The sequence below is a fragment of the Rothia sp. HMSC065C03 genome, assembly GCF_001837295.1.
Lineage (GTDB): Bacteria > Actinomycetota > Actinomycetes > Actinomycetales > Micrococcaceae > Rothia.
On the sequence record NZ_KV831978.1, the window covers coordinates 259220 to 283023 of the forward strand.

The following is a 23804-nucleotide window of genomic DNA, read 5'->3' on the forward strand; positions in this document are numbered from 1 at the left end:
CGCAAAGGCGGTAAGTCTAAGAACCCGATGCGGGTCACGATAGGCTTACCGTCCTTTGCGTAACGGCGTTAAGGCCCTTTAGCGCCCCAACCACGACATTTACGGATACATATTTATGAGTGAACTGGCACAGAGCTTCGGCGACAGCACCTCGCCCATGGTGGTTCTGGACGGAGTCTCCAAGGTCTTCGGCAACGGCCCCAAGGCAGTAGTTGCTGTCGACAACGTCTCCCTCACCATTAACCGCGGTGAAATCTTTGCAATTATCGGCTACTCCGGCGCCGGTAAGTCCACCCTGGTCCGCCTCATTAACGGCCTGGAAACCACCACCAGTGGCACCCTGACCGTTGGCGGCTTCGAAATTTCCGGCAAGCGCGACTCCGAACTGCGCGAAGCACGCACCAACATCGGCATGATCTTCCAGCAGTTCAACCTGATGAACTCCCGCACCGTGCTCGGTAACGTTGAGTTCCCCCTGAAGATTGCCGGCTGGTCTAAGAAGGACCGCCGCGCCCGCGCCCTGGAAATGCTCGAGTTCGTGGGTCTTGCCGACCGTGCAGGCCACTACCCGAACCAGCTTTCGGGCGGTCAGAAGCAGCGTGTGGGTATTGCCCGTGCGCTCGCGACCAACCCCGCACTGCTGCTGGCGGACGAGTCCACCAGCGCGCTGGATCCGGAAACCACTCATGAAGTGCTTGCGCTCCTTAAGCGTGTGAACCGTGAACTGGGTGTGACCGTCGTGGTGATTACCCACGAGATGGACGTGGTCTCCAGCATCGCTGACCGTGTGGCGGTCATGGAGTCCGGTCGTGTGGTGGAGCAGGGCAACGTCTACGACGTCTTCTCCAACCCGCAGACCGATGTGGCGAAGCTGTTCGTGGCAACCACCGTCAAGCTTGCCCCCACCGGCAAGGAGGCGGCTGAGCTGCGCGCAAACCACAAGGGTTACCTCATCAACGTTGAAATCGTGGAGGGTAACCAGGAGCTCGGTAAGGTGCTGTCCTACCTGGGTGCCCGTAACGTCCGCTTCAACATTGTGGGCGGCGGTATTGAGACCCTGCAGGGCAAGGCGTACGGTACCCTCACCCTGGAACTTCTCGGCGAAATCACCAGCATTGATGCCGCTGTTGCTGAACTGAAGACCGTTGCTCGCGTGCAGGAGGTGCGCTAAATGTTTGCTACTACTCTTCCGCTGGCTGCGTCTAAGACTGACTGGTCTGAGTTCCTGCCCGAGAAGCTGCTCCCGGCTATCGGCGATACGTTCTACATGGTGTCTATCACCATGCTGTGTGCCGGTCTGGTTGGCCTGATTGTGGGTGCTCTGCTGTACACCACCCGTGCAGGTAATATTTTCCAGAACCGCTTCGTGTACACGATCCTGAACATTCTGGTGAACGTGATTCGCCCGATTCCGTTCATTATCCTGATTGCGGCGCTTGGCCCGCTGACGAGCGCCGTGGTGGGTACCCGCCTGGGCGTGAACGCTGCGGTTTTCGCGATGAGCTTCGGTGCTGCGTTCGCAATTGCCCGTATCGTGGAGCAGAACATGGTCTCCATTGACCCGGGTGTGATTGAGGCGGCCCGCGCGATGGGCGCTTCGAAGCTGACCATCCTGTTCACCGTGATGATTCCCGAGGCACTTGGCCCGCTAATCCTGGGTTACACCTTCCTCGTTATCGGCGTGGTGGATATGTCCGCTATGGCCGGTTACGTGGGTGCCGGTGGTCTGGGTAAGATCGCGATTGTGGACGGCTACCAGCGCTTCAACGATGAGATCACCTGGGCTGTTGTGGCGATTATTATCGTCCTGGTTCAGCTGGTTCAGTTCATCGGTAACGCACTGGCGAAGAAGGTTATGCGCCGATAAACTCGTACCGCTTAGGTACAAGCTGATAAAGCATAGAAGACCCCCGGTCTGCTCTTCAGGAGCGGGCCGGGGGTCTTTCTTCATACCGGGGGAGGGGGCGCTAATTACTTAGCCCTGCGCCGCCTCAGACTGCTGTGCCGCCTCAAGCTTGGCGATCCAGGTGCGTGCCGCCTCCCAGAGCTGCGGGTCATTGAACGAATCGAAGCGCCCAAAACCGGTCGGTGCCTTTGCCGGGTCGGTGCCTTCCGGAACGTAAATCATGACCTTTGTACCGGCGTCACGTGCCGCCTGCGCGCCCGCGGGGGAGTCCTCGAACGCCAGCGCCTCGTGGCCTTCAAAGCCGAGGCGACGTGCCGCCTCCAGGTACATGTCCGGGGCGGGCTTACCGGTGGGAACGTCGTTGCTGCTGACCCAGGTGCGCACCAGCGGGGCGTAACCGTAGCTTTCCATCTTCAGGGTCAGAATGTTCGCGGTGGAGTTCGACGCCACCGCAACCGGCATGTGCTCGCTCAGGAAGCCCAGGAACTTCTGCGCACCCTCAATCAGGTCCACGCCGGAGCTGATGACCTCGTGCTCGGTGGTGAGCAGGTCCTTCATCACGTGTTCATGGTGTTCGGCGTACTCTGCGGAGGCGGTGTCCGGCTTCTGGCCGTTCTGCGCCTCGTAAGAGAGCAGTGCAAGCTCCTGCGCGACGTCGGCTGCCGCCAGGCCGGTGAGGCGGTGCTCCACCTCTTCGGTGAAGGGAACAGACCAGCGGGCGAAAAGCTCACGCTGCACATCGTTCCAGACGGTCTCGGAGTCGAGGAGGATGCCGTCGCAGTCGAAGATTGCGCAGCGGGGGAACCAATCGGAGGGTACTGTGTGTTCAAACATAATGTCAGTCTCTCACAGGGCTTGAGGCTATGGAAGCGGTGGCCCGGTGCGTGAGAAAACATGCGGGGCTCAAACCGGGTGAGGGCACAAACGCACGCAGCACCTCAGCAGACATGGACAAACCCTCCCGCCGCATCCAGAACGGACGCAACGGGAGGGCAGAAGCTAAAACAGCTTAGAGAGCGGACACCGGCTTATGGGTCACCTGACGCATAAACGGAATGGTCGCCAACAGGCCCACATAGACCAGCGCCAGACCCAGTGCAATAGCGCCGAAGGTCATACCGAACATCTTTGCCAGAATCTCACCGGAAAGCCCCTGCGCCGCAATCAACGCCGTCAGCGGCAGACCCAGCAGCGCAGAAACCACGCTAATGAGCACCAGCGGACCGAAAACCACGGTAAGGCGCGAAGCCTGCAACATCCTCGTGGGGGTACCCATCATATTCAGCGAAGAATACAGCGAACCACGCTCGTAAATGGCGGCGCTCTGATTCAGCACTGCGGAGAGGGTGACCAGCAGGTACGAGAAGAACAGCATGAGCAGCATGCCCTGGAACATGTCCGACATGATGGTCATGAAGGGGCCGGCGGCGGGGCCTACCTCCTTCGCTGTTTTGTTCATCTCACCCGCCAGAATCAGGATGGGGCCGAAGAAGGTCACCAAGAAGGTCGACAGTGCCACACCCGAAACCTGACGCCACGCCCCGCGCGGGGACTCTAGCACCGCACGATAACCCAGCAGAACCGACGCCTTCTGGGTCATGCGCACACGAATCTTTGCGTATGCCCACACGAGGAAGGTGCCAAGCAGGTCGATAGCAAACATCATGCCCAGACCCGGCAGAGAAATGTAGACGGCGAGGTTCTTGATCGCGCTATCAGCACCGCCGTCCTGGAAGGGCGAGAACATGCTAAAACCCTTCGAGGTCGATGCCAGAATCATCACGGCAATGACCAGAACAACACCGATACCCAGGGAAATGTAACCGGCGGAACCAGCCTTCGCGCGGGTACGCACACCCAGCGGGCTGATGCTAACCTTCGCCAAACCGAACAGGGAGCTAAGAGCCGCCAGAACCATACAGCCCAGGAAGCAGTAGAAAATCACGCTCACCGGCAGGAGCATATTCTCAGCACCCAGCGGAACATTCATGAAGTGCAGGGCGCCAAAGGGGAAAATCAGCACCAGGTAAAGCAACAGACCAATGATGAAACCCACAAGAGAGTACACCAGCGCGTCCGCAACAGACAGACCCACAATCAGGGTCGTGGAGGCACCAATCAGGCGCAGGGACGCCAGACGCTCATCACGGCGGCGGGCACTCAAACGAGCAGCCGAAGCGCCCAAGGTAAAGAGCGGAACAATCAGCACCAGAGCGGCAACCCACGCCAAACCCATGTAGAGCTTCTGAATGCCCATCAGGTTGATCATTTCGTGGTCAACGTTGGCGTGCTCAAGCCAAGTACTCAGCGCCTGAACACCACCGGCAACCGTCAAAAACAGCGCCGAGGAGGCGGCAAAAGCCAGCACGGGAAGAATCGCCTGCGAACTCCATAGGGTTCGCTTGGCGAGTAGAGCATAGATTTGCATTATGCACCTGCCTGAGACTGAGCGCCGAAGCTCTGAGCGTGGTTCTGGGAAGCGGGAACACCGCCCTGGCTATTGCGCTGGTCGCTCACGATCTGACCGTCCTGCAGGTACACCACGCGGGAGCACGCCGCCGCCACGTTCGGGTCGTGAGTAACCACCAGCAGAGTCTTACCCTGCTGCGGAATCATGGTCAGCAGCAGAGCCATCACCTCACGCGCGGTCTTCGAATCCAGCGCACCGGTCGGCTCATCCGCGAAAGTCACGGGGGCACCGTTCACCTGGGAGCGGGCAATCGCCACACGCTGCGCCTGACCACCGGACATCTCACCCATACGGCGGTCCAGCATCTGCCCCAGACCCAGGCGGTTCAGCAAATCAATCGAAACGGAGCGTGCCTGCTGGCGCGGCACACCGGCAATCATCGCGGCGAGGGAGACGTTCTCCTCCGCAGTCAGCTCGGGCACCAGCAGACCCTGCTGGAACACGAAACCAAACGAGTTAGCGCGCAGGGAGGTGCGCTCACGCTCGCTGAGGGACTCCACCGCCACCTGACCGGTGGGGCCATTGAACAGCACGGAACCGGCATCGAGCTTGATAATGCCCGAGAGCGCGTGCAACAGGGTGGTCTTACCCGAACCGGAAGGACCCATAATCGCCACGGACTCGCCGGGGAAAATATCGAGGCTCACGTTACGTAGCACCGGGTTATTGCCGTACGACTTGTGCAGGTTACGGGCAGAAATAATCGCGCCGCGTGCGAAGGGCGCCTGCTGCATCTGCTGAGGAGCCTGAGCGGGGTAGCCCTGCGGCTGACCCTGATAGTAGCCCGCCTGGCTCTGCTGGCTCTGCTGGTTAGGCTGACCGGAATACTGACCGGCAGGCTGCGCTGCCTGCGGAGGGGTCATTGAGTACGGGTTCTGAGCCTGGAACTGCGGGTTCTGGGTTTGAGGATGGTTCTGGGATTGAGGATTCTGCGTCATGACAACCTTCATTGGGTATGAACTAACGGAAGTACACTTCTATCATCTCAGCTTCTTGGCGGCTCACCCCTCCGTCTGGAGGCTGAAAAATATGGGAAAACCCTGAAAAAATTTGCCCGACCGGGTGCTCAACCACCCCGCACCTCATACCGCGGTATGAGCACGCCTCAGCAGAAAGGATAAGCCGCGCACCCCTTGAACTGCCCCGAGGCCTTGAACCGCACGGAAGCCTTGAACTACACGGAGGCAGTGCCATACTAGAAGGATGACCGACGCACAGAACACCCCCATCATCACTCCGGTACCCGACCCCGAGGCAGGAACTCGCATCATCTTCCTGCGCCACGGCCAGACCGACTGGAACATCGACCACCGATTCCAGGGCGGCACCGACATCCCGCTGAACGACACCGGCCGCGAGCAGGTACGTACCGCCATCGGCGCCCTGAAGCAGGCAGAAGCCGACGGAACCACCGTGGACGCTATCGTCTCCTCGCCCCTGTCCCGCGCAGTAGAAAGCGCTGAAATCATTGCCGAAGGCATGGGCGTACCCTACCGCGGCGCCGTTGACGGCTTCCAGGAACGCTCCTTCGGCGACCTGGAGGGGCAGATTGCGACCCGCGAGCTGATTCTCGCCTCCCGCCAGTCCAACAACGCATACAACGTGGAACCCAAGAAGGACTTCCTCGCCCGCTCCCTCGCGGCGCTGAACCGCGTCCGCCGCGAATACGAGGGTCAGACCGTCGTGGTCGCCGCGCACGGCATGCTGATTGCCCTGAGCATGACCGCCCTGGTCGCTGAGCGCCACCCCGAACTGCTCAACGAGGACGGCATCTACCCGATCCCGGTGAACGCCTCCTTGACCGAGGTGCCCCTGCAGTACCTGGACAACGCGATCGACCGCCTGGTCGTGCAGCACCTCGAGCCCGAGCTGGGCCCCGAGCAGATTCCGGCGGGCGCCCAGAACACGACCCTCACCCTGATTCGTCACGGCCAGACCGACTGGAACAAGGCGAACCTGATGCAGGGCATCACCGACATTCCGCTCAACGACACCGGCCGCGAGCAGGCACGCACCACCGGCAAGAAGCTCGCCGACATGGGCCTGGAGTTCACCGTGCTGGTGTCCTCGCCGCTCTCCCGCGCCCACGAGACCGCGCAGCTGGTCGGTGAGCACTTCGACCTGCAGGTGCACAAGACCTACCCCGAGCTGGTGGAACGCGCCTACGGTGCCGGTGAGGGCCTGGACATTCCCGCCCCCGAACGCCGCGCCCCCGAACGCTACTACCCGAATGTGGAATCCGAACGTGACGTGTACATTCGTGCGGTGCGTACCCTGCGCAATATCGTGCGTGAACTCTCTGAAGCCTCGGGCGACCAGAAGATTATTGCTGTCAGCCACGGCAGCTTTATCCGCCGCGCCCTCTCCGCCGCAGCTGGTGAAGAATGGACCGTGACCGTGCCGAACGCCGAACCGCTCACGATTGACGTACCGGGCCTGTTCGCGTGGGATTCGACCAAGCAGTTCGACGAGGTGGGTCGCCTTGTCTGGTAAAGAATGGTCTGGCGCTCGCGTGTGGCGGCTGATTCTCTGGCCCGTCACGGCGCTGTACTGCGCGGTGGTGGCGAGTATCGTGTTCGCCCCCGTGCACGTGGACGATAACGAGATGGGCGGCCGCCTGGCGCAGCTACTGGATACCGGCCACGCCGAGGGGTGGCTGCCTGCGTTCATCACCTATTCGAGCATTGAGCAGCTTTCGAACGTCATCATGTTCATTCCGGGCGGTTTTCTTTTCGCCCTGCTACTCAAACCGAAGGCTCGCCCGCACGTGCTGTACTCGGGATTTTTGGTCAGCGCCTGCATTGAGACAATCCAGAGTTTCATGCCTGATCGTACCGGCGATCCGGTGGATGTGCTGATGAACGGTTCGGGTGCACTGCTGGGTGCGGCGGGTGCTTTGGGTGTACATCGTTGGCGTCGCGTGCGTCGTGAACGTCAAGGTAAATAAGGTTCTGTGCCCGGTGGAGGCGCTGGTTTCGAGGGTTCTCGGCGAGGGTTCTCGGGGCCGGCGCCTCCACTTTTTGCCGTGTTAGGGCGCTGTGTAGGTGTTTGACACTGTGCGGATGGTGGGGGAGTGGGAAAACCCAACAGTTCATTAGGTCAAACAGACATAAACAGGCAGTGACCTCCGATATGGTGTGGTTTCGGTAGGGAACATTCGGGTAATATTCCGGCAAATACAGCGTTTTATATTGACTTGCCCACAAAAACCCACATAAAATCAAGTATTACCCTAAAGCGTTCTGTCGGTTCGCTGAAACCATGTCTCTCACGGTCCTGAAAGCCGAGCAGAACGCAGAAAAGAACGCACAGATTTCCTCCCACTAGCCCAAAGGAACACCAGATTTATGTTCGCAGAAGAACGCCGTGCCGAAATTGCAAAGCTTGTTGCCTCCGCACGTCGTGTCAACGGCGCTGACCTTGCGCGCCGTTACGATGTGACCATGGAGACCGTGCGTCGTGACCTCGCCGCACTGGAAGAGGCAGGTAAGCTCCGCCGTGTTCACGGTGGTGCTGTCACCATTGAGCAGTCCACCTCCCTGGAGTCCTCCATCTCCTCCCGACAGGGCATGAACACCCCCGAGAAGCGCCGTATCGCCACCAAGGCATACCAGATGCTGCGCGACTCCGAGGCAGGCTCCATCGTCCTGGACGCAGGCTCCACCATCGAGATTCTCGCCGACCACATCGGCGCCGAGAACTTCAGCCTCAAGACCGGCAACGACCGCATCATCATCACCCACGCACTGCACATTGCAGTCAAGCTCGCCGAAGCCGAGGGTGTCACCCTTGAACTGGTTGGCGGCCAGCTGCGCAAGATGACCTGGGCTGCTGTTGGTGCACGCGCCGCAGAGCACTTCGGTACCATGCGCCCCGATATTGCTTTCATCGGTGCCAACGGCATTGAAGCCCACTTCGGCATCTCCACCCCCGGCATGAACGAAGCTATCGTCAAGACCGCAATTTGCAAGGCAGCCCGCCGCGTGGTCTTGCTTTGTGACTCCGCGAAGTTCGGTCAGGAATCCCTGGTCCGCTTCGCCGGATTTGAGGATATTGACACCCTCATTACTGATCGCGAGCCCGAAGGTGCCCTCCGCCAGGCACTCGAGGCCGCAAATGTTGAGATTGTGATTGCCTAATGATTATTACTTTGACCGCCAACCCCAGCCTGGACCGCACCATTGAACTCGGTGCACCCCTGGCTCACGGTGCCGTGCAGCGTGCTGTCGGTGCCGTACAGGATCCCGGTGGTAAGGGTGTGAATATTTCCCGCGCCCTGCAGGTTTCCGGCGTACCGACCCTCGCCATTGTGCCCGGTGAAGCCAGCGACCCGGTGCTGACCGCACTGCAGGCGGTGGACGTCGAGTTCGCTAACCTGCCCACCGGTGAGCCGATTCGCTCAAACATCACCGTGGTTGATCCGGATGGTACCACCACCAAGCTGAATGCCCCCGGCACCGTTTTTGATGCCGAACTGCGTCAGAAGCTGGACGAGCTGGTGGTTGAGCGTTCCAAGGGTGCCGACTGGGTGGTTTTGGCTGGTTCGTTGCCTCCGGGCCTGGAACCGACCTACTACTCCGAGCTGGTGGCGGCACTGCGCGCCTCCGGCTACGAGGGCAAGATCGCTATCGATACCTCTGAGGCGCCGCTGATTGCGACCGTCGCCGGTGAGCACAAGCCCACCCTGATTAAGCCCAACTCGGAGGAGCTGGCTCAGCTGACCGGTAGCGATAACTGGGAGGAGCTGGAGGCTAGCCCCGAGCTGACCGCCCGCACCGCCCAGAAGCTGCTCGGCGACGGCATCGAGTACGTGCTTGCCACCCTCGGCGGCGGCGGCGCAGTGCTGGTCACTGAGCAGGGTATCTGGCACGCTGTGCACGAGCCGATTCAGGTTCGTAGCACTGTGGGTGCCGGTGACTCGTCGCTGTCCGGTTTCTTGATTGCTCATACTCGTGGTGAGGATGCCCCCGGTTGCCTGGTTCAGGCGGTAGCTCACGGTTCGGCTGCTGCTGCTCTGCCCGGTACCCGCATGCCTTCGCTGGAGCAGACCACTCCTGAGAAGGTCACTGTTCGTCAGCTGCAGCTCTAATTCGGGCTGTTTTCGCACCTCCAGCTTTTATTCTCAGAAGGGAATATAAGATGGGGTGCTGTGCGCATATGTACACACATATCCGCACGCTGCACACTCAACACACACTGCGCACACTTTGAACTCATATAGGGGAGAAGCCCGGCACCGCTGAGCGAATCCCCGCCCCAACACATACCCGAGGAGGGAATATGTCTGATCTGATCACCGCAGATCTCGTCCTGCTGGACGAGAACCTCGGCGAGACCCGATTCGACGTAATTGCCAAGCTCGCCCAGGCAGTCGTAAATGCCGGACGCGCTACCGACTTCGAGCAGCTCTACGCGGCTGCCGAGGCACGCGAATCCAAGACTGACACCGGCATCCCCGGCGGTATTGCGATTCCTCACTGCCGTAGCGCCGCCGTCACCGAGCCGACCCTGGCAATGGCACGCCCCAACCCGGCAGTTTCCTTCGGTGCAAAGGACGGCCCCGCCGACCTGATTTTCTTCATCGCTGCACCCGATGGCGCTGACCAGGCTCACCTGAAGCTGCTCTCCACTCTGGCACGTTCCCTGATGAAGAAGAGCTTCACCGCATCCTTGCGCGAAGCCTCCTCGGCTGAAGAGATTGTTGAACTGGTCAACGGTGCGCTCGGCGTGGGCGAGAAGAAGGCAGAGGCTAAGCCCGCCGAGGCTGCGCCCGCCGCATCTGCCGCCTCCGCTCAGGAAACCCCCGCTGCTTCGGCTCCGGTGAAGAAGATTGTTGCTGTGACCGCATGCCCCACCGGTATCGCTCACACCTACATGGCTGCGGACGCCCTCAAGTACGCTGCTGAAGAGCTCGGCTACGACCTGAAGGTTGAAACCCAGGGCTCCTCGGGTAACGAGAAGCTGACTCAGGCTGATATTGACGCCGCAGACGCCGTGATTTTCGCGGTGTCCGTGAACGTGCGTGAGCGTAACCGCTTCGCAGGTAAGCCCTTTATTGAGTCTCCCGTCAAGCGCGGTATTGACGAGCCTAAGGAAATGATTGCGGAGGCTCTGGCTGAGGCCGAGAACCCCAACGGTGCACGCGTTGCCGCTGCCGCATCCAGCGGTGAGGACAGCGCAGGCGCTACCGAAGGCGCTTGGGGCTCGCGCATCTACAAGGCTGTGATGACCGGTATCTCCTACATGATTCCGTTCGTTGCCGCCGGCGGTATTCTGGTCGCCCTGGGCTTCGTTTTCGAGGCAATTACGGTGCCGAACCTTGGCGATGTGAACACCAAGGCGATTCTCGACTCGGCAACCCTGTTCAATCTCGGTGACGTGCACTGGACCCTGTACCTGGGTGCTGTTCTGCAGACCATCGGTGGTTTCGGTCTGAGCCTGATGGTTCCGGCTCTTGCCGCGTACATTGCGTACGGTTTGGCTCAGCGTCCCGGTATTGCTCCGGGCTTCATCGCCGGTTCGGTGGCTCTTGCGGTAAACGCGGGCTTCCTTGGCGGTATTGTTGGCGGTATTCTCGCCGGTCTGATTGCGTACGCTCTGGGTACCCTGAAGCTGCCCCGCTGGCTTGGCTCGATGATGCCCGTGGTCATCACCCCGCTGGTGACTTCTCTGGTTGCCGGCCTGGCAATGTACCTGCTGCTCGGTGCGCCCCTGGCTTGGGTTATGACCACCCTGCAGGATTGGCTGACCTCCATGTCTGGTGGTTCCGCTCTGCTGCTGGGTCTGATCCTGGGCGCCATGATGGCTTCTGACCTGGGTGGCCCTATCAACAAGGCTGCTTACCTCTTCGCAACTGCTGGCCTGTCCTCGGGTGCGACCGTGAACCAGGAAATCATGGCTGCCGTCATTATTTCAGGTATGGTTCCGCCGCTGGCTATGGCTCTGGCAACCACCCTGCGTCCCAAGCTGTTCAACGAGAACGAGCGTGAGAACGGTAAGGCTGCGTGGCTGCTGGGTGCTTCCTTCATCTCTGAGGGTGCTATTCCCTTCGCTTCGGCTGACCCGGCTCGCGTGATTCCTTCGACCATTGTTGGTGGCGCTATTGCCGGTGCAATCTCCATGGGTGCGCACGTGGCTTCCCCGGCTCCGCACGGTGGTATTTGGATTATTGGTCTGGCGCAGAACCCGCTGATGTTCCTGGCGGCTGTTGTTGCCGGTACCGTTGTTTCGGCGCTACTGTACGTGGTGCTGAAGTCCCTGGGTGCCCGCTCTAAGGCATCCGCGTAAAGGCCGTATAACCTCACCTTCATTTGATCGTCTGTTTGCAGGCGTGAGCGTGAAAAAACACGTTACACTGTAGACAAACCACAGATAGGACATGAATTTATGACTACCTACAAGGGCGTCGGCGTATACGCCGGCCGCGTTATTGGCCCCGTTCTTCAGATGCCTAAGCCCATCGAGGAACCCAAGGATGGTCTGCGTCTGAGCGGCGAGACCGCTGAGGCTGCAGCGCAGCGCATTAAGGACGCATCGGTCCGCGTCAAGGAAGACCTGCTGGCTCGCGCAGAGAACGCAAGCCGCGACGGTAAGGCTGTTCTGAAGTCCACCTCTCAGATGGCTACCGACCGTGCACTCATCAAGAGTGCTATCAAGCTGGTTGAGAGCCAGGAGATGGCTCCCGAGCGCGCAATTTGGGAGGCTGCAACCTCCTTCGCAGACCAGATGGCTGCCCTGGGTGGCTACATGGCTGAGCGCGTCACCGACATCCACGACGTGCGTGCCCGCATCGTTGCTGAGCTGACCGGCCAGCAGGCTCCCGGCATCCCCGTTTCTGATGAGCCGTTCATCCTGGCTGCTATTGACCTGGCACCGGCTGATACCGCGACTCTGGATCCCGAGAAGGTTATCGCCCTGATCACCTCTGACGGTGGCCCCCAGGCACACACCGCTATTCTGGCTCGCGGCCTGGGCCTGCCCGCTATTGTGGCTGCTAAGGGCGTGACCGACATTGCTGACGGCACCATCGTCTACGTGGACTCCAACGAAGGCATCGTTGACACCGAGCCCACCGACGCTGACCGCGAAGCAGCAATCAAGTACGCAAACCGCAAGCCGGTCGCTGACTTTGACGGTCAGGGTGTGCTGGCTGACGGCACCCGCGTTCCGCTGTACGCAAACGTTGGTGACGGCAAGTCCGCTGAGAAGGCTGCAAGCCTGAAGGCTGAGGGCGTTGGCCTGTTGCGCACCGAGTTCGGCTTCCTGGGCCACGACGCTGAGCCTTCCATCGAGACTCAGGCTAAGACCTACAAGTCCGTGTTTGACGCATTCCCCGGCAAGCACATTGTGGTTCGTACCCTGGACGCTGGCGCTGACAAGCCCCTGCCGTTCCTGAACGTGAACCCCGAGGAGAACCCCGCACTGGGTGTTCGCGGTTTCCGTACCGACTGGACCGTTCCGGGCGTTCTGACCCGCCAGCTGGAGGCTATTAAGGCTGCTTCGGAGAACTCTGACGCTGACATCTGGGTTATGGCTCCGATGATTTCGACCACCTCCGAGGCACGCAACTTCGCGAACATGCTCAAGGAGATCGGCCTGCCCGTTCACGGTGTGATGGTTGAGACCCCCGCAGCTGTGATGAACGCTGAGGCTATCCTGGGCGAGGTCGACTTCGTATCCATTGGTACCAACGACCTGACCCAGTACACCATGGCGGCTGACCGCCTGCTGGGCGACCTGGCGCACCTGAACAACCCCTGGCAGCCTGCAGTGCTGAAGATGATCAAGATGACCGTTGAGGGTGCTCAGCGTGCATCGGTCACCGCGGGTAAGAAGAAGTACGTGAGCGTCTGTGGTGAGGCTGCGGCTGACCCGGCTCTGGCTGTTGTTCTGATTGGTCTGGGTGTTGACACCCTGTCCATGAACGCTGGCGCTATTCCCGCTGTGGCTGCGGTTCTGAAGTCTGTGACCAAGGAGAAGGCACAGCAGATTGCGGCTATCGCTCTGCAGCAGATTTCTTCTGCTGAGGCGAAGGAGAGCGCACGCCAGGCTCTGCCGATTCTGGACGAGCTGGGCCTCTAAGCCTTAAAACGATTTCGGGGCTGCCTGCCGCTCCTTGGTGGGGTGTGCTGGGCGGTGCCCGGGTCCATGAAAATGCCGGGTGCGGAGTTTTATTTCTGCATCCGGCATTTTTGTACTTGTTAGCGTACGGCTGAACGGTACAATTTATAGAGTAAGGGCGGGTCCTGAAGCGCCCCGTTCATTTAGAATAGGGACTGATATATTTTTGGTTCCTTGATCAAAGGAGAAACATAATGGCAGAGCGCGAAGCCACTATTGCAAGCCGTGTTGGCCTGCACGCACGTCCGGCAGCTATCTTCGCTGAGGCAGCTGGCGACCTCCCCGTTGAGGTGACCATCGCTGCTAAGGGTGAGCCCGCAGATGAGGCTATGGACGCTGCATCGATTCTGTCCCTGATGTCCCTGGGTGCAAAGCACGGCGACGTTGTTGTCCTGCGCGCTGAGGGCGAAGGTGCTGAAGAGGCTCTGGACTCGCTGGTTAAGATCCTCGAGACCGACCACGACGCTGAGTAATTGACTTTCGCCTCTGAGGTGACCCCGAGCGGTACGCTTCAGATGCTGTGAAGGCTAATAGCCTTAAGGCGTGAATATCCCGTCACTTCGGTGGCGGGATATTTTTTGTTATGAATAATTCATTTTTTTATTGAGGTGCGAGTGGGAGATATTTCTCTGCAAATCTTAATGTATATATAACCTTTATTTTTCCTCGAAAATAGCTCTAGAAATATCTCACAAAATATCTTCTGTACAGTAGTGACCTGGATTTCTCTTCATATCAATGAACCTTTCTGCCCTAAGTTCCGCAGAGCGCTTTTGCTCACAAAATCACGGGTCAGAAAAGTGATATTTCTGCTCTCCAGTGCTACCGCAGAATCGTGCCCTTGTTAGACTAAAAAGGCACTGTCTATCTGGGAGGGACATTGGCAGAATCGAGGAACACCCCCGCGACCCCCACATCGCGGGAAGCTTCGCATGCAGACGAAGTGAACACTGCCGCAACGGAAGGAAGCGAGCAGAATACCACCGCGGGCTACATCGCCGGTAAACGCGGTTTTCCCCTGGTTTCACTAGACCAGGTCACCGACGAGAAATTGCGCCGCGTGCTGGCTCAGCATGCTACCTCCGCGACAAGCCAGGAGGGTACCGTCTCTGCAGAAGCTGTCAGCGAGGTACTGCAGGAGGCCGCAGCGGATATGGGTATCACCGCGCAGGAGCCGGTTGAGCCCACCTGCGACCCCGAACTGACCCCTAACGGCCACGGCGCGCGTACCGTCATTGACCCCTCCCTTGTGCCTGATTATGAGCTGGACGCGTACCGTGAGGACCCGACTCCCGTCACCTCCAGCAATATGGTGACCGAGGAGGCGCTGACCCGCCCCTCCCAGCCGGTGCCCATGACCGGCATGATTCCGCAGGTGCCCAACTCTCACGCAGCCCGACGCTACGGTGCGGAACCTACCGCAATGCCGAAGACCGGGCCTGTCTCGATGCCCACCACCTCCGTACCGCTGGTTGAGGGCGGCTCTCGCGGCCTATTTGGGCGCGGTAGCGGTGGTCGCTGGGGTTCACGTCGCTTCCGCTCCTTCGTGCGCACTGAGGAGGCGGCACCCGCCGCCCCGCGCGGTGCCCAGCGCATTGCGCAGCGCCAGTTCGTGCCGACTATCCGGTCTGACGAGCATGAGCGTCGTGAGGCGTTCCGCCGTGAGAAGGAGTACGCACGCGATACCCTGAACTTCACCCTGCGCCTGGCGGAGGCGATGTTCCACTACGGTGCGGACGCAATGGATGTGGACTCGGCGATTATTGCGGTGTCTTCGGCGTACGGGCTGGATTCGGTGGAAGTCGACATTACGAACCAGTCGGTGACCATCAACTACACTTCGGACCCCGATATTTACATGGAGTCCCGCATCGCCAAGCGCAATGCGAACGCTGAGGAGCGCTTCACCCATACCCTGGTGCGTGTGGTGCGTTCCTCCACGGAGAACTATGAGGCGCTCTCCGAGGTGTACGGCCTGATCTATAAGATCACTCGGGGCGGTATGACCCTGGAAATTGCCGATTTGAAGCTGAACCAGATTACGCACCGACCCAAGCCGTTCCCGCCTCTGGTGGTGTGGTTGGCGAACCTGGCGTGTGCCGGAACCCTGACGGCGGCGCTGGGTGCAAGCTTTGCGACGGCGTTGAGCGCGGCGATTATTTTTATTCCCGTGTACCTGCTGATTCAGTGGTTGAGTTCGATTGGTATTCCGGCGTTCTTCCGTATGGCTGCTAGTGCCGGTCTGATGACCTTCTTGGCGATTTGGCTGGGCGGTGAGGGATCCATTCTTTCGGTGTTGCAGCGTCAGGGGGAGGCGATTTCGGCGCCTCTGGTGGTGGCTGCGGGCATGATTATGTTCTTGCCAACGCCGCGTCTGGTGGGTGCCGTGCAGGACGCGATTAATGGCTTCCCGGTGACGGCTGCGGGTCGTTTCGTGTCTACGGGCATGAGCTTCTTGGGGCTGGTGGTTGGTATTGCGACCGCGGTGAGTGCGATCAATATTTTCAACGGCCCGACCCTGGATATTGAGCAGCTGCGTTTTGAGCCGACGACCCCGCTGGTGGCGTCGTTCTTCTTCCTGGTGGCGATTGCGACCTTTGCGATTACCTTGCAGACGAAGCTGGTGAAGGTCGGGTGGCTGATGGTCATTACGGGCTGCGGTCTGGCGGCGTATTACGGTTATGAGCTGCTTGCTGGCCCGAGTACTGGTCGCGGTCCGACGGCGTGTGCGGCGGTTGTGATTGGTGCGTTGAGCACATATTTTGCGTACCGTCTGCATGTGCCCCAGGCTATTTTCTCGATTCCTGCGATTACGTTCTTGCTGCCGGGTCTGTCGTTCTTCCGCGGCATGTATTTGTTGACGGTTGAGACGGACGTGATTCTGGGTATGCAGAATATGATTACGGCGGTTTCGATTGTGGTGGCGATGGCTTCGGGTGTTGCGTTGGGTAATTACACGATGCAGTATGCGCTACAGCGTTTTACGACTCCGCGAAATGTGGAACCGGCTGATTCTTAGCCGTTTTTCAAGGGTATATAGCCGATATTGCATATATTGGATGTTGGGAGGGGGCGGTAGCCTGCGAGGTGAACTCACAAGCTACCGCCCCTTCACTATGCCTATTGCGCCAGCTCTCATACTGGCTCTTATGTTGCGCCTAGCGGACCGTCCTAGCGAACCGTCCAATCCACCGGCTCCGCGCCCTGCTGTACCAGCAAAGAATTCACCGTCGAAAACGGGCGCGACCCAAAGAAACCACGACGAGCAGATAGCGGCGAAGGATGCGCCGACTCCACGCTCGGGTACGGCTGCAACATGGGTGCGCACTTGCGCGCATCCGCACCCCACAGCAGACCCACCAGCGGCTGGTTACGCGCCACCAGTGCACGGATAGCGCACTCGGTAATCTCCTCCCAACCCTTGCCGCGGTGCGAACCCGCATCAGACTCGCGCACCGTCAAAACCCTGTTGAGCAGCATGACGCCCTCATCAGCCCAACAGGACAGGTCGCCGTGATCAGCCGGGGCGATACCCAAATCGTCCTGCAGCTCCTTGTAAATATTGTTCAGTGAACGAGGCAACGGCATACCGCGGTGCACCGAGAACGACAGACCCATCGCATTGCCCGGAGTAGGGTAGGGGTCCTGGCCAATAATGAGGACCTTCACCTGGCTCATCGGGCGGCGGAACGCATTGAAAATATCGGCGGCAGGCGGGAAAGTACGGTACCCCGCCGCGTGCTCTTCACGCAGGAAAGCGCCCATGGCGTGAATCTGCTCTTCGACGGGGGCGAGTGCTGCCGCCCAATCCTCGCTCATAATGCTGCTGAGGGGCTGGTTCATGAATCTCCTCGGGAATCTCCTGATGCTGATGCGACCCGGACGGTGACGGAACCGGGCGCGGGATGAACGTTTCTCCTCTAGACTGAGTTTCTCTTCTAGGCTAGGTTCTCTTCTAGACTGAGTTTCTCTTCTAGACTAGGGGATGACGGATACACGCGCTAGGAGACGCCAGCCGCGGCAGGCGAGCTGCAGACAGGAGGGAACGTGTCAGAACGGGAACGAGCTGAAACCGCGCAGACCCAGCCGGAACAGCAGACCCAGCCGGAAGCACAGAACCAGCCGGAAGCACAGAACCAGCCGGAAGTAGGGAGCCAACCCGGTGGCCTGACCCCGGTGGAGCGCCGCATCCTTGAGGTGGAGCGCCGCCGCTTCAAGCACCAGGGCTCCAAAGAGAAGGCGATTATCGCCGCCGGATTCACGCCCATTGCCTACTACCAGCGCCTGAACGTGATGCTGGACGATGAGCGGGTACGCGCCGCAGCGCCGCAGATAATCGACGTTCTGCGCGCCCGCCGAGACACTGACTAGGGGCTCAAACTGGGAGAGCCGTGCGAGCTTTCCAACTCCTGCTTTTAGCCCTGCGCACCTCAAGTTCAACCAGAGATTGAACACTGTGCGGTGTCCGTCTCTTTCACAGCCGGTTGCGGGGCGTTCACGTTGGTTCTCGCTAGTTGAGACGGTACTCTAGGTACTAGAACACCAAGACCGCACCTTCCGCAGCCGCGCCCGCGCGCCCGGTAGGGCGGTACGGTACCAGCCGGTAAACAGAGACCCGTGAAATGAGGATAAATGAGCTACCCCCGCGACGAATTTGACGAGGTAGACGAAAACACCGCCCGCCGCGGAACCTACCGCGCGGTCAACGCTGACCCGGCAAAGAGCCCCAAGGGCGCTATCCCCCTGGTAGCTGCAGGCGTAGTTGGTCTGCTCATCGGCGGCGCAATGTACGTGTACGCGCCGCGCACCGCCTCCCCGCAGTATTCGGCGTCCACCGCGAAAAGTAGCTCCGCCCCCGCAAGCGCCTCTGCGTCCTCTGCGCCGGCTAAGGCTTCCGCTTCGGCAAGTGCTACGAAGACCGGTCTGGCTGAGTCCATCTCTGTGGCGGTCTACAATGCGGCGGCTCCTGCGGGTAGTGCATCCCGTGCGGCGGCTCTGCTGACCGGCTACACCATCAACGAGACGGCAAACTACACGGGTGTGGCACCGGCAACCAGCGTGGTCTACTACGCTGAGGGCTACCAGTCGCAGGCGCAGAGCATCGCCTCGAAGCTGGGTATTACTCAGGTGCGTCAGGCAACTTCCGATGTACAGATGGGCAACCACGAGGTCATCGTGATTCTGTCGTCGGATTACACCGGCTCCGCTACTGCCGCGGAATAGGTTCAGGCGGTTGCCCGGGTGATCCTAAGCCCGCGAGTCTAAGCCCTCGAATCTAAGCCCGCGCCAGCTGTTTCAACCATAACGACTTCTGTTCAACCCCATCCGCGCAATTCCACTGATGCGCCGGGCGGGGTTGATGCTTTTAACACCCCTCTCGCACTCCCGGCGGGCACACCGGTAACGCCCCTTTTGACGGGGTTGATGAGCGCAGATTAAGCACTGGGCGATTAACCCTTCAACCTTGGGCATAAACGTTTGCTCCATGCCGGTACGGGTGCCACAATTGATGTAGCGTTCGGGTGTTTTATGTCCTGCTCTGCCCGCGCCTCCGTAACGGGGGCGTTGTGGAGGGGTAGCCACCCGATTTTAGATGTACCGCACCCGCAGGGGTGAAGGAAAAAATCCGATCGTCCAGGAGGACACTTATGGCAAAGCTCATTGCTTTTGACGAAGAGGCACGCCGCGGCCTTGAGCGCGGTTTGAACACCCTCGCCGATGCAGTGAAGGTGACCCTCGGCCCCCGCGGCCGCAACGTTGTGCTGGAGAAGGCGTGGGGCGCCCCCACCATCACCAACGACGGTGTCTCGATCGCGAAGGAAATCGAGCTGGAGGATCCGTACGAGAAGATTGGTGCGGAGCTCGTCAAGGAAGTTGCTAAGAAGACTGACGACATCGCAGGTGACGGTACCACCACCGCTACCGTTCTGGCTCAGGCACTGGTCCGCGAGGGCCTGCGCAACGTGGCTGCTGGCGCTGACCCGCTGAGCCTCAAGCGCGGCATTGAGAAGGCTGTTGAGGCTGTGACCGAGGCTCTGCTCTCCTCCGCAAAGGAAGTTGAGACCGAGGAAGAGATCGCTGCAACCGCGTCTATTTCCGCTGGCGACGCTGAGATTGGCAAGCTCATTGCTGAGGCAATGGAGAAGGTCGGCAAGGAAGGCGTCATCACCGTTGAGGACTCCAACACTTTCGGTCTACACCTCGAACTGACTGAGGGTATGCGCTTCGACAAGGGCTTCCTGTCCGGTTACTTTGTGACCGACCCGGAGCGTCAGGAAGCAGTCCTGGAGGACCCCTACATCCTGGTTGTGAACCAGAAGATTTCGAACGTTAAGGACCTCGTCCCCGTCCTGGAGAAGGTCATGCAGTCCGGCAAGCCGCTGCTGATCGTTGCTGAGGACGTTGAGGGTGAGGCTCTGGCTCTGTTGGTGCTGAACAAGATGCGCGGCTCCATCAAGTCTGTGGCTGTGAAGGCTCCGGGCTTCGGTGACCGCCGTAAGGCTCAGATGGCTGATATCGCTATCCTGACCGGTGGCCAGGTCATTACCGAAGAGGTTGGCCTGTCCCTGGACGCAGCAACCCTGGACATGCTCGGTTCCGCTCGCAAGGTCGTTGTGACCAAGGACGAGACCACCATCATCGAGGGTGCAGGCGACGCAGCAGCTATCGAGGGTCGCGTGGCTCAGATTCGCGCAGAGATCGCTAACTCTGACTCCGACTACGACCGTGAGAAGTTGCAGGAGCGCCTGGCTAAGCTTGCCGGTGGCGTAGCCGTGCTGAAGGCTGGTGCCGCAACCGAGGTTGAGCTGAAGGAACGCAAGCACCGCATTGAGGATGCTGTGCGTAACGCTAAGGCTGCTGTTGAGGAGGGTATCGTCCCCGGTGGTGGCGTTGCTCTGATTCAGGCCGGCGTGAAGGTCTTCGACAAGCTGGAGCTGACCGGCGATGAGGCGACCGGCGCGAACATTGTGCGCGTGGCTATTGACGCACCGCTGAAGCAGATCGCTGCTAACGCTGGCCTGGAGCCGGGCGTTGTGGTTGACCGCGTTCGTTCCCTGCCTGCTGGTACCGGCCTGAACGCTGCAACCGGCGAGTACGAGGACCTGATGGCTGCCGGTATTGCTGACCCGGTGAAGGTGACCCGTTCGGCTCTGCAGAACGCTGCGTCGATTGCTGGTCTGTTCCTGACCACTGAGGCTGTTGTTGCGAACAAGCCGGAGCCCGCTGGCGCGGCTGCTCCCGGTGCGGACGCAATGGGCGGAATGATGTAATAACTTTTTGTCCCTGATGGGGCAAAAAGTTATGGAATCCGAAGGGCACGAAGTGACCTTCGGTGGTGAGATGCCGCTGGAAACTAACCCGGCATAATCACACCGCATCCGTATGAGGCGGGGGCGGCTACCCATGAAGGGTGGCCGCCCCCGCTTTTGTGTGCCCGTGCGTCCTGTCCCGGCGGTGGAGGCGGTAGAATGGCTCCTTATGGAATGCGCCTATTTTCGTGATGACCTCTGCTCCTCCTGCCCCAGCATTGAGACCGCCTACACCGCGCAGGTGCAGGCGAAGCAGGAGCATGCCCGCGCCCTGCTCGCTAACTACCCGCAGCTACAGTGGCTGGACCCGGTGACCAGTGCGGAGGCGGGCTTCCGCAACAAGGCGAAGCTCGTGGTGGGCGGTTCGGCGAAGAACCCGACCCTCGGCATCGTGGATTACCGCACGGGTGCCTCCACTGATCTTGGCGAATGCCCGCTCTATATGGAGCCGATTCAGGCGGCTATACCGGTGCTGCGTGAGCTGATTCAGCGTGCAGACCTGACCCCTTATGACATTCCGAACCGTCGCGGTGAGCTGAAGAATATTCTGGTGACTGCTTCGGCGGCGGGTGAGCTGATGGTGCGTTTCGTGCTGCGTTCGAAGAAGCTTCTGGTGCCGATTCGCCGCCAGATGGGCTGGCTACAGGAGCGGCTGCCGAACCTGGCAGTGCTGTCGGTGAACCTGCTGCGTGAGCCGGTGGCGCGCGTTGAGGGTGATGAGGAGATTATTCTCTCGGAGCGTCAGACCCTGCCGATGCAGGTGAATGACCTGACCCTGCATTTGCGTCCGCAGAGCTTCTTCCAGACGAACACGAAGGTCGCTGAGGCGATGTATGCGCAGGGCCGTGAGTGGGTGCGTGAGGTGGCTCCGCGCTCGCTGTGGGATCTGTACTGCGGTGTGGGCGGTTTTGCCCTGCATGCCGCTTCGGTGATGGATGGCGGCTCGGTGACGGGCATTGAGATTAGTGCGGAGGCGGTTGCTTCGGCACAGCGCACGGTCGCTGAGTACGGTCTGGAGGGCGTGGACTTTTCGGCTCAGGATGCGCCGGAGTTCGCGGTGTCTTCGGGCGCGGTGCCGCAGATGCTGGTGGTGAATCCGCCGCGCCGCGGTATTGGTGAGAGCTTGTGTGCGTGGATTGAGGGTTCGGGTATTGACCGTGTGGTGTATTCGAGCTGTAACGCGGTGACTTTGGCGAAGGATCTGGAGCGTATGCCCTCGTATGCGCCGGTGCAGGGCCGTGTGCTGGACATGTTCCCGCATACGGACCACTATGAGGTTATGACGTTGCTGAAGCGCGGGTAGGTTTCTCGGGTCAAGCGCTCATTCCTATCCCAAGTCCGCGAGCAGATACATAACACTAGGGCGCGAGCAGGTGATTTTTGGCCGAGCAGGTAGTATTTTTCCTGCATGCTCGGCCAAAAATCACCTGCTCGCGGTGTTATCAGGGTTGCCCGCAACGTGGCGGAGGTGAGGCGATGATGCCCCGAGGCGATATACAGAGCACAGTCATGCACCCGCACGGCTCTTTGCCTCATTCCGCGATTCCTGCGCCCGTATCGCTCGCGCAGTCGGGCCGAGAATGAACGTGAATACGGTGGCGATGATGAAGAGTGCCCCTCCGGTAACAATGGTGTTGATCGCGCCGAACGCTGGTACCGCCCATCCGGTGATGAGGTACCCGACCATACCCGCTAGGGAGAAAACCACACCCATGAAGCTGTAGACGCGCCCGCGCATGTGTTCGTCGATAGCGTCTGCGAAGAGGACTTGCCCGAGCACTTCTTCGGGTCCGTAGAACATGCCCCAGATGAACCAGAGCACGAGTACCGCCCACAGCGCCGGGTGTAGTCCCATACTCAGACAAACGGCGCCGTAGCCGAGTCCGGAGATGCACATCCACCCGCGTTTGGTCATACGCACCCGCCCGGCGCCTGTACCGACGCCGAGTTTGGCTGAAAGCCAGGAGCTGATCACGCATCCGGCGGCGTAGACGGAAGTTGCGATTCCGAAGGCGGTGTAGTCGTGCCCGAGGCCGCGGGTGAGGTATTCGAGCATGGGCAGGGTGGTGATGGGTACGGCGGCGATGGAGAGGAACCAGAAGGTGAGCATACCGCGCACGATGGGGTTGTGTGCGGTGTAGGCGGCGCCTTCGCGCAGGAGTCTGCCGGTGTGGTGTTCCTGCACGGTGGCGGTGCGTTCGGCGTGGGTGAGGTCGTAGTTGCGTATGGTGGCGACGGTGAGGGCAGCGAGCAGGTTGAGGGTGCCTGCGAATCCGACGGCGAGGGCTGGGGTGGTGAAGGATGCGACGGCGGCTGCGATGGTGGGGCCGAGGGTTTGGGCGAGGAAGATGAGGCTGCCGCGGCGTGCCATGTATTTTTGGTAGTCGTCGCCGAGCAGGGAGGGCATGGCGGCGGAGGCTGCGGGGGATGAGAAGGTGCCGAAGGTTGAGACGAGGAATGCGATGGTGAGGAAGGCGGGTAGTCCTGCGGCGGCGTAGAGGGCTGGGGATGCGATGAGTAGGGCGGCGCTGGCGAGCCTGAAGCTGACGGTGAGGGTTTTGCGGTTGAATTTGTCGGCGATAGCGCCTGCGAATGGTGCGAAGAGGATGACGGGGACTGCCTCGACGACCATGACGATAGCGGAGTGGGCGAGGTCGCCGGTGGCGCCGTAGGTCAGCAGGGGCATGGCGATAGCTTGGATACTGGACGCAAGAGCATCAGAAACCTGCGCGGTCAGGAGCGTGAGCTGCCCGCGTGCGTTCAGCGGCGTTGCTGATGTGGGTTTTGCGGTCGCGTCTGGTGTGTTTGTTGGAATGCGCGACGCAGGTGATTCAGGGTGCTCAGGCGAAGGGTCTGTGGTGCGTCTCATAATACTGTGGATTCTATCACGGGTAAGAACGCTGTAACCGAGGCGAAACAAGACACAAGATGCGCGAGCAGATAACAGTCCGTTATCTTCTCGCCGAAATATTATCTGCTCGCGGTGTTATCGGGGTTG

The 23804-nt window shown here is 60.2% G+C and carries 19 protein-coding genes; 14 read left to right on the top strand and 5 right to left on the bottom strand.

Translation table 11 applies throughout. The features are described from left to right. Positions 1-115 precede the first annotated feature (115 nt). Together HMPREF2605_RS01310 and HMPREF2605_RS01315 are read left to right on the top strand one after the other, a co-directional pair. On the top strand, positions 116-1171 hold the full coding sequence (locus HMPREF2605_RS01310; protein WP_070846715.1) for a methionine ABC transporter ATP-binding protein: 1056 nt from the start codon (positions 116-118) through the stop codon (positions 1169-1171). Then, positions 1172-1867 carry a methionine ABC transporter permease gene (locus HMPREF2605_RS01315; RefSeq protein WP_070832128.1) on the top strand — a complete coding sequence of 232 codons (696 nt, stop codon included), beginning with the start codon at positions 1172-1174 and terminating at the stop codon, positions 1865-1867. 108 nt (positions 1868-1975) lie between these two features. Here HMPREF2605_RS01315 and HMPREF2605_RS01320 read toward each other — a convergent pair whose 3' ends face one another. From HMPREF2605_RS01320 to HMPREF2605_RS01330, 3 genes are all read right to left on the bottom strand, one after another. After that, positions 1976-2740, bottom strand: coding sequence for an HAD family hydrolase (locus HMPREF2605_RS01320; RefSeq protein WP_070846716.1), 765 nt, complete (start codon positions 2738-2740; stop codon positions 1976-1978). Positions 2741-2915: 175 nt separating this feature from the next. Continuing rightward, positions 2916-4334 (bottom strand): FtsX-like permease family protein, encoded by a 1419-nt coding sequence (locus tag HMPREF2605_RS01325; RefSeq protein ID WP_070846717.1) that lies wholly within the window; start codon positions 4332-4334, stop codon positions 2916-2918. Next, positions 4334-5314 (bottom strand): ABC transporter ATP-binding protein, encoded by a 981-nt coding sequence (locus tag HMPREF2605_RS01330; protein WP_083324841.1) that lies wholly within the window; start codon positions 5312-5314, stop codon positions 4334-4336. Before HMPREF2605_RS01330 ends, HMPREF2605_RS01325 begins: the two co-directional genes overlap by 1 nt. A gap of 265 nt (positions 5315-5579) precedes the next feature. Here HMPREF2605_RS01330 and HMPREF2605_RS01335 point away from each other — a divergent pair, with 265 nt between their 5' ends. The 8 genes from HMPREF2605_RS01335 (at position 5580) to HMPREF2605_RS01370 (ending at position 16515) form a co-directional block, all read left to right on the top strand. Beyond that, positions 5580-6869, top strand: a complete 1290-nt coding sequence (locus HMPREF2605_RS01335; RefSeq protein ID WP_070846718.1) for a histidine phosphatase family protein — start codon at positions 5580-5582, stop codon at positions 6867-6869. After that, a complete protein-coding gene (locus tag HMPREF2605_RS01340; protein ID WP_070604178.1) occupies positions 6859-7323 on the top strand; it encodes a VanZ family protein in 465 nt (154 codons plus the stop codon). Before HMPREF2605_RS01335 ends, HMPREF2605_RS01340 begins: the two co-directional genes overlap by 11 nt. A gap of 400 nt (positions 7324-7723) precedes the next feature. Further along, positions 7724-8515 carry a DeoR/GlpR family DNA-binding transcription regulator gene (locus HMPREF2605_RS01345; protein WP_049357323.1) on the top strand — a complete coding sequence of 264 codons (792 nt, stop codon included), beginning with the start codon at positions 7724-7726 and terminating at the stop codon, positions 8513-8515. After that, on the top strand, positions 8515-9465 hold the full coding sequence (locus HMPREF2605_RS01350; RefSeq protein WP_070593162.1) for a 1-phosphofructokinase family hexose kinase: 951 nt from the start codon (positions 8515-8517) through the stop codon (positions 9463-9465). The genes HMPREF2605_RS01345 and HMPREF2605_RS01350 overlap by 1 nt, the downstream gene beginning before the upstream one ends. Before the next feature lie 191 nt (positions 9466-9656). Then, positions 9657-11663, top strand: a complete 2007-nt coding sequence (locus HMPREF2605_RS01355; protein ID WP_070846719.1) for a PTS fructose transporter subunit IIABC — start codon at positions 9657-9659, stop codon at positions 11661-11663. 99 nt (positions 11664-11762) lie between these two features. Further along, on the top strand, positions 11763-13457 hold the full coding sequence (ptsP, locus tag HMPREF2605_RS01360) for a phosphoenolpyruvate--protein phosphotransferase (protein WP_070633682.1): 1695 nt from the start codon (positions 11763-11765) through the stop codon (positions 13455-13457). A 233-nt stretch (positions 13458-13690) separates the two neighbouring features. Continuing rightward, entirely contained in the window at positions 13691-13969 is a 279-nt protein-coding gene (locus HMPREF2605_RS01365) for an HPr family phosphocarrier protein (protein WP_005504506.1), read from the top strand. A 407-nt stretch (positions 13970-14376) separates the two neighbouring features. Continuing rightward, positions 14377-16515 carry a threonine/serine exporter family protein gene (locus HMPREF2605_RS01370; protein WP_070846720.1) on the top strand — a complete coding sequence of 713 codons (2139 nt, stop codon included), beginning with the start codon at positions 14377-14379 and terminating at the stop codon, positions 16513-16515. Positions 16516-16667: 152 nt separating this feature from the next. On the opposite strand, the gene HMPREF2605_RS01375 is transcribed toward HMPREF2605_RS01370, so the two are convergent. Then, complete coding sequence (locus HMPREF2605_RS01375) at positions 16668-17339, bottom strand: uracil-DNA glycosylase (RefSeq protein WP_070642327.1); 672 nt, start codon at positions 17337-17339, stop codon at positions 16668-16670. A gap of 204 nt (positions 17340-17543) precedes the next feature. Here HMPREF2605_RS01375 and HMPREF2605_RS01380 point away from each other — a divergent pair, with 204 nt between their 5' ends. From HMPREF2605_RS01380 to rlmC, 4 genes are all read left to right on the top strand, one after another. After that, entirely contained in the window at positions 17544-17867 is a 324-nt protein-coding gene (locus HMPREF2605_RS01380) for a DUF3263 domain-containing protein (protein WP_070633685.1), read from the top strand. A 261-nt stretch (positions 17868-18128) separates the two neighbouring features. After that, on the top strand, positions 18129-18719 hold the full coding sequence (locus HMPREF2605_RS01385; protein ID WP_049357314.1) for a LytR C-terminal domain-containing protein: 591 nt from the start codon (positions 18129-18131) through the stop codon (positions 18717-18719). Positions 18720-19144: 425 nt separating this feature from the next. After that, positions 19145-20767, top strand: a complete 1623-nt coding sequence (gene groL / locus HMPREF2605_RS01390; protein ID WP_049346117.1) for a chaperonin GroEL — start codon at positions 19145-19147, stop codon at positions 20765-20767. A gap of 208 nt (positions 20768-20975) precedes the next feature. After that, positions 20976-22109, top strand: a complete 1134-nt coding sequence (gene rlmC, locus HMPREF2605_RS01395) for a 23S rRNA (uracil(747)-C(5))-methyltransferase RlmC (RefSeq protein ID WP_049346116.1) — start codon at positions 20976-20978, stop codon at positions 22107-22109. A 204-nt stretch (positions 22110-22313) separates the two neighbouring features. Here the strand turns inward: rlmC and HMPREF2605_RS01400 are convergent, their stop codons facing one another. Then, the gene (locus HMPREF2605_RS01400; RefSeq protein WP_246824527.1) at positions 22314-23675 is read right to left on the bottom strand and encodes an MFS transporter; all 1362 of its coding nucleotides are present in this window, start codon (positions 23673-23675) and stop codon (positions 22314-22316) included. Positions 23676-23804: the final 129 nt, after the last annotated feature.